Raw genomic sequence first — 5,997 nt, 5'->3', positions numbered from 1 at the left:
GGTGTGGGTGAAGCTGACCTGGCTGCCGCGCTCGGCGGCGTCGCGCGGCGAGGCCAGCACCAGGTCATGGCCCGCGCAGCGCGTCTCGACGAGCGCGATGAACAGATCGCACAGGGCGATCGACTTGGCGCGCAGCGCGGCCATGCCGCCCAGCGGTTCGGCGGCGAGCACGCTGTCGACGCCGCATTCCAGCGCGGCGAGCGACAGGATCGGTGGCGTGCCGCACAGGTAGCGCCGGCTGCAGGCGGCGGACCGATAGCCGGGCGTGAATTCGAACGGCGCCGCATGACCCATCCAGCCCGAAAGCGGTTGCCGGATGTCGTCACGGTCCATGCGAGCGGCGTGGCGCGAATGCGACCACACGAAGGCCGGCGCGCCGGGTCCGCCGTTCAGGTACTTGTAGCCGCAGCCCACCGCGAAGTCGGCGGCGGCGCCATTCAAGTCCACCGGCAGCGCGCCGGCCGAATGCGCCAGGTCCCACACCGCGAGCGCACCCGTCGCATGCGCGGCGGCGGTGAGTGCGGCCATGTCGTGCAGGCGGCCGCTGCGGTAGTTGACTTGCGTGAGCAGCAGCAGCGCGGTTTGGTCGCCGAGTTGCGCGGTGATCTCGTCGGGCTCGACCCGCCGCAGCTCGAAGCCGCGTTCACGCGCCAGGCTCTCGGCGATGTAGAGATCGGTCGGAAAGTTGCTGTGTTCCGAGAGGATCACGCGCCGCCCGGGCGCGTCGGCGCGCGCGATCGCGAGGGCAACGCTGAGCACCTTGTACAGATTGACCGAAGTGGAATCGGCCACCACCAACTCACCCGGCGCGGCGCCGACCAGGCGCGCGATCTTGTCGCCCACGCGCTCGGGAAGATCGATCCAGCCGGCGCTGTTCCAGCTCGCGATCAGGCCGTGGCCCCACTCGCTCTGCACGACGTGCTGCACCCGCGCGGGGGTGGCGCGGGGCAGCAGGCCGAGCGAGTTGCCATCGAGGTAAATCGTGCCCGGCGGCAGCTCGAAGCTGTCGCGCAACGGTGCCAGCGCATCGGCAGCGTCCAGGGCGACGCATTGCTCGCGCGTGGTGGTCATGGCGCGGCTCTCATTGCGGCGCCGTCATGGGGGTTCGCGCAACACCGCACCGTCAAGGGAGTTCGCGCAACACCGCGTCGTCATGCGAGTTCGCGCAACACCGCGCGAACGGGCGAGGCGTCGGCCGTCACCCACTTCAGCGGCAGCGCGATCAGTTCGTAGTCGCCTTCGGGCACGTCGTCGAGCACCAGGTTCTCGAGCACACGCAGGCCGCGTCGACGGACCGCCTGGTGGCTCGGCAAGGTCTTGCTCGCGGCCGGGTCGATGCTGGCGGTGTCGATGCCGATCAGCTGCACGCCAAGGTCGGCCAGGCGCTCGATGGTCTCGGGCGCCAGGGCGCACAGCGCGTCATCGAAGCGATCTTGCGGCGTGTGTTCGTAGGTGCGCAGTAGCACGCGCGGCGGCAGCTGGTGCAGTGCGTGCGCCACGTGCCGCCATTCGACGAGCGACCCGCACGCGATGGCATGGATCACGCGGCAAACGCCAAGATAGGGCTCGAGCGCCACGCCGCCGATGGCCGCACCCGCGGCGTCGTAATGGAGCGGCGCGTCGGCATGCGCGCCCACATGCGGGCTCAGCGTGACCGCGCTCACGTTGACCGGCGAGCCGGGGCCGAGCGTGGCCACCCAACGTTGCGTGTACGGCGTGTCACCCGGGAAGACCGGCGCGCGCGCATCGACCGGTGGCGAGATGTCCCAGAGTCTGAGTTTCACGATGCGCGCCAAGGAGCCTTTATCGCGGCCCGTTTACCTTGTCAGCCGATGCGCCCGAGCAAGAGGTATTCCATGAGTGCCTTTTGCGCATGCATGCGATTTTCGGCCTCATCCCACACCACCGACTGCGGCCCGTCGATCACGTCCGCCGCGACCTCTTCGCCGCGGTGTGCCGGCAGGCAGTGCATGAAGAGCGCGTCGGGTCGGGCCGCGGACATCATGTCGGCGTCGACGCACCAGTCGGCAAAGGCCTGCTGGCGCGTTGCGCTCTCGGCCTCGAAGCCCATGCTGGTCCACACATCGGTCGTCACCAGATGGGCGCCGCGGCAGGCTTCGCGCGGGTTCTTGAAGAGCTTGTAGCAAGCACGGTTTGAAATGCCCGCGACCGCCTGGTCGACCTCGTAGCCGCCCGGCGTGCTCAGGTGGACCGTGAAGCCGAGGATTTCGGCCGCCTGCAACCAGGTGTTGGCCATGTTGTTGCCGTCGCCGACCCAGGCGACGGTTTTGCCTTCGATCGGGCCGCGATGTTCGATGAAGGTGAACACGTCGGCCAGGATCTGGCAGGGGTGGTATTCGTCGGTCAGGCCGTTGATGACCGGCACGCGCGAGTGCGCCGCAAAACCTTCGAGCTTGGCCTGCTCGTAGGTGCGGATCATCACCAGGTCGACCATGCGGCTGATGACGCGCGCGCTGTCTTCCACCGGCTCGGCGCGGCCGAGCTGGCTGTCGCCGGTGGTGAGGTGCACGACCGATCCGCCCATCTGGTACATGCCGGCCTCGAAGCTCACGCGCGTGCGCGTGCTCGCCTTCTCGAAGATCATCGCCAAGGTGCGGTCCACCAGCGGCGTGTACTTCTCGAAGTTCTTGAAGCGCCGCTTGATGACCGCGGCGCGCTCGAACAGGTAGGCGTATTCCTCGGCGCTGAAGTCCTTGAACTGCAGGTAATGCTTGAGCGGGGGCTCGAGCGGGGCGGTGCCGGATTTCATGGCGCTACTCCTTGGCCGCCGGCTCGGCCAGAAACTGCCGGATCAGCGGCGCCAGGAGCTGCACCACCTGCGCGGCTTCGGCCAAGGTCATGATCAGCGGGGGCACCAGCCGGATCACGCGCTCGGCCGTCACGCTGATCAAGAGGCCGGCGCTCGCGGCGCGCCCGAGCAGCTCGCCGCAGGGGCGCGCCAGCTCGATGCCGATCATCAGGCCCTGGCCGCGGATGTCGCTCACGCCGACCACGCCGCTCAGTTCACGCGCGAGGCCGTCCTTCAACGCCGCGCCCACCGCGGCCGCGTTGGCGAGCAGGCCTTCGGCTTGCATGATCGCCAGCGTCTCCACGCCCGCGCGCATCGCCAGCGGATTGCCGCCAAAGGTGCTGCCGTGGTTGCCCGGGCCGAGCACACCGGCCGCGCGCGGGCCGCACACCACCGCACCCACCGGCACGCCCGAGCCCAGGCCCTTGGCCAGCGGCATGACGTCGGGTTGGATGCCGGCCCATTGGTGCGCAAACCACTTGCCGGTGCGGCCGATGCCGCACTGCACCTCGTCGAGCATGAGCAGCCAGTCGTGCTCGTCGCACAGGCGCCGCACCGCCTGCAAATAGTCCACCGTGGCCGGCTTGACGCCGCCTTCGCCCTGGATCACTTCCAGGAACACCGCCACCACGCCCGGCCGCGTGTTGGCCACTTCCTCGATCGCCGCCACGTCGTTGAGCGGCACGCGCACGAAGCCCTCCACCAAGGGCCCGAAGCCGGCCTGCACCTTGGCGTTGCCAGTGGCCGAGAGCGTGGCGATCGAGCGGCCGTGAAAGGCTTGCTCGTAGACGATCACCTCGGGGCGAGTGATGCCCTTGTCGTGGCCGAACTTGCGCGCGATCTTCAGTGCCGCCTCGTTGGCCTCGAGACCCGAGTTGCAAAAGAAGGCATTGGTCAGACCCGAGAGTTCGCACAGCCGCGTCGCCAGTTTTTCCTGCAAGGGCACGCGGTAGTAGTTGGAGCAGTGAATCAATTTGCCCACCTGATCCTGTAACGCCGCCACCAGCTTGGGGTGGGCGTGGCCGAGCGTGTTGACGGCGATGCCGCCGAGCGCGTCGAGGTATTCGCGGCCGTCCGTGTCCCACACGCGGCAGCCTCGGCCGTAGGCCAGCGCGAACGGCAGGCGGCCGTAGGTGTTCATCACGTGCGAAGGCATCGGCGTGCCGGTCGGCACGGCTTCGGGGGCGTTCATCGGCGCGCTCCTGGTGGGCTTGGCGTCATCAAAAACGCGCAGCCCGTTCACGGCAACTGCGCTGGCTCGATTCTAAGGACGCGCTTCGGCCGCACGGCAGGCGCCGGCCATCGCACTCGCATGCCGATTGCCCATGCTGCGCCGCAGCACAATCGATTGCATCCGCTGCCGACCACGAGCCGGCATCGTGCTTCGAACCGTGCCCAACGCCATCTCCCACCCACCTCCCCGCCAAGCCTTCATCCAGGGCATCACCCTGGACGGCCGTGTCTTTCGCCCCAGTGACTGGGCCGAGCGACTGGCCGGCGCGATGTCGACCTTTCGCCCGGGTGGCGCGCGGGTGGGCCGCTCGGGGCCGATCGGCTACTCGCCTTACTGCGTGCCCAACGTCATCAACGGCGTGAAGTGCGTCGTCGTCAGCGAAGCGCTGCGCGAGCTCGAGCCGATGGCCTGGGATTTCGTCATGAACTTCGCGCGCGACAACCAACTTCAGGTCGCCGACGCCTGCCTGCTGCCCGACGACCGGCGCTGACAAAGGGTGCCCGCGGGCGGGCGTGGACAAACGGCACCCGCGGCGCCGTGGCTCGATCGGTCGAACGCGCAAGAAAAAAGGCTCCCGAAGGAGCCTTTTTGCTTTCACCCGGATGCGGCTTCAGGCCGCCAGCGCCTTGACCTTGGCCGACAGGCGGCTCTTGTGGCGCGCGGCCTTGTTCTTGTGAAACAGGCCCTTGTCGGCGATCGAGTCGATGACTTTCTGAGCGGTCTTGAAGGTCTCGGCGGCCTTGGGCTGGTCGCCTGCGGCGACGGCCTTGAGCACGCCCTTGATCGCGGTGCGGAACTTCGAGCGCAGCGACGTGTTGGCGGCGTTCAGGCGCACGTCCTGGCGCACGCGCTTGCGGCCCGACGCGATGCGGACCGATTTCTTGACTTTGGAGGAGGTGGCCATTGTGTAAAAGGGGGTTCCGGGTGGGAAGCCCGCAAGTATATCAAAGCGAATTCGCGCGGCCGCCCGCTTCCTATAATCCGCCCGCCCTGTCCCGACCGCCTTCGACCCGCGCGGCTCTCGCGAAACCTGATTCGATGAACCTGCTGCGCGCCGCGTCCACCGTGTCCCTGCTGACGCTGGCTTCGCGCATCACCGGGCTGGTGCGCGAGCAGATGATTGCCGCGGCGTTCGGCGCCAGCGTCATGACCGACGCCTTCAACGTCGCCTTTCGCATCCCCAACCTGCTGCGCCGGCTGTTCGCCGAAGGCGCGTTCTCGCAGGCCTTCGTGCCGCTGCTGGCGCAAAGCCGCGCCGAGGGTGGCGACGCCGTGACCCATGCGCTCATCGACGCGGTCGCCACGGTGCTGCTGTGGGCGCTGCTCGCCACCTGCGTGCTCGGCGTGGTCGGCGCGCCGCTGCTGGTGTGGCTGATGGCCCAGGGGCTGCAAAAGAGCGGCGGCTTCGACGCGGCGGTGGTGATGACGCGGCTGATGTTTCCCTACATCGGCTTCATGTCGTTGGTGGCGCTGTCGGCGGGCATTCTCAATACCTGGAGGCGATTCGCCATTCCCGCGGTGACGCCAGTGCTGCTGAACCTGGCGGTCATCCTGGCCGCCTGGTGGCTGGTGCCGCGCTTTGCCGGCTGGGGCGTCGAGCCGATCTATGCGCTGGCCATCGGCGTGATGGTCGGCGGCGCACTGCAACTGGCGCTGCAGGTGCCGGCCCTGCTGCGCATCGGCGCGCTGCCGCGTCTGGGGCTCGGGCCGGCGGCGCTCGGCACTGCCTGGCGGCATCCGGGCGTCAAGCGCGTGCTCAAGCAGATGGCGCCGGCCGTCCTGGGCGTGTCGGTGGCGCAGATCTCGCTGCTCATCAACACCCAGATTGCCACGCAGATCGGCGCGGGCGCCGTGTCGTGGCTGACCTACGCCGACCGGCTGATGGAGTTTCCGACCGCGCTGCTCGGCGTGGCGCTCGGCGTGGTGCTGCTGCCGCAGCTGTCGGCCACGCAGG

General features: G+C 68.7%; 7 protein-coding genes. 2 read left to right on the top strand and 5 right to left on the bottom strand.

Annotation, left to right across the window (positions count from 1 at the left end; genetic code table 11):
• The 4 genes from RMO12_RS06410 to RMO12_RS06395 all read right to left on the bottom strand — a co-directional run.
• The coding region (locus RMO12_RS06410) for an aminotransferase class V-fold PLP-dependent enzyme (protein ID WP_309638650.1) at positions 1-1,071 on the bottom strand (1,071 nt) is incomplete at its 3' end.
• An 80-nt stretch (positions 1,072-1,151) separates the two neighbouring features.
• Positions 1,152-1,784, bottom strand: a complete 633-nt coding sequence (gene kynB, locus RMO12_RS06405; RefSeq protein WP_309638649.1) for an arylformamidase — start codon at positions 1,782-1,784, stop codon at positions 1,152-1,154.
• A gap of 41 nt (positions 1,785-1,825) precedes the next feature.
• Positions 1,826-2,770: an ornithine carbamoyltransferase gene (gene argF, locus RMO12_RS06400; RefSeq protein ID WP_309638648.1), complete on the bottom strand. Its 945-nt coding sequence runs from the start codon at positions 2,768-2,770 to the stop codon at positions 1,826-1,828.
• Between the two features lie 4 nt (positions 2,771-2,774).
• A complete protein-coding gene (locus RMO12_RS06395) occupies positions 2,775-4,001 on the bottom strand; it encodes an aspartate aminotransferase family protein (protein WP_309638647.1) in 1,227 nt (408 codons plus the stop codon).
• Positions 4,002-4,188: 187 nt separating this feature from the next.
• Between RMO12_RS06395 and RMO12_RS06390 the strand changes: the two genes are divergently transcribed.
• Positions 4,189-4,533: a DUF3579 domain-containing protein gene (locus RMO12_RS06390; protein ID WP_405029631.1), complete on the top strand. Its 345-nt coding sequence runs from the start codon at positions 4,189-4,191 to the stop codon at positions 4,531-4,533.
• Positions 4,534-4,653: 120 nt separating this feature from the next.
• Here RMO12_RS06390 and rpsT read toward each other — a convergent pair whose 3' ends face one another.
• On the bottom strand, positions 4,654-4,947 hold the full coding sequence (gene rpsT / locus RMO12_RS06385; RefSeq protein ID WP_309624829.1) for a 30S ribosomal protein S20: 294 nt from the start codon (positions 4,945-4,947) through the stop codon (positions 4,654-4,656).
• A 134-nt stretch (positions 4,948-5,081) separates the two neighbouring features.
• On the opposite strand from rpsT, the gene murJ reads away from it, so the two are divergent.
• Positions 5,082-5,997 (top strand): murein biosynthesis integral membrane protein MurJ (murJ, locus tag RMO12_RS06380; RefSeq protein WP_309638646.1); only part of this gene is annotated, 916 nt, incomplete at its 3' end.

Source organism: Methylibium sp., from assembly GCF_031393925.1.
Lineage (GTDB): Bacteria > Pseudomonadota > Gammaproteobacteria > Burkholderiales > Burkholderiaceae_C > Methylibium.
The sequence above is the reverse complement of the archived record's forward strand: the minus strand, read 5'-3'. Positions and strand labels throughout refer to the sequence as shown.

Excerpts from the sequence above, each read along its gene's own strand:
- argF (WP_309638648.1), bottom strand. The coding sequence starts at position 2,770 with ATGAAATCCGGCACCGCCCCGCTCGAGCCCCCGCTCAAGCATTACCTG.
- RMO12_RS06395 (WP_309638647.1), bottom strand. The coding sequence starts at position 4,001 with ATGAACGCCCCCGAAGCCGTGCCGACCGGCACGCCGATGCCTTCGCAC.
- rpsT (WP_309624829.1), bottom strand. The coding sequence starts at position 4,947 with ATGGCCACCTCCTCCAAAGTCAAGAAATCGGTCCGCATCGCGTCGGGC.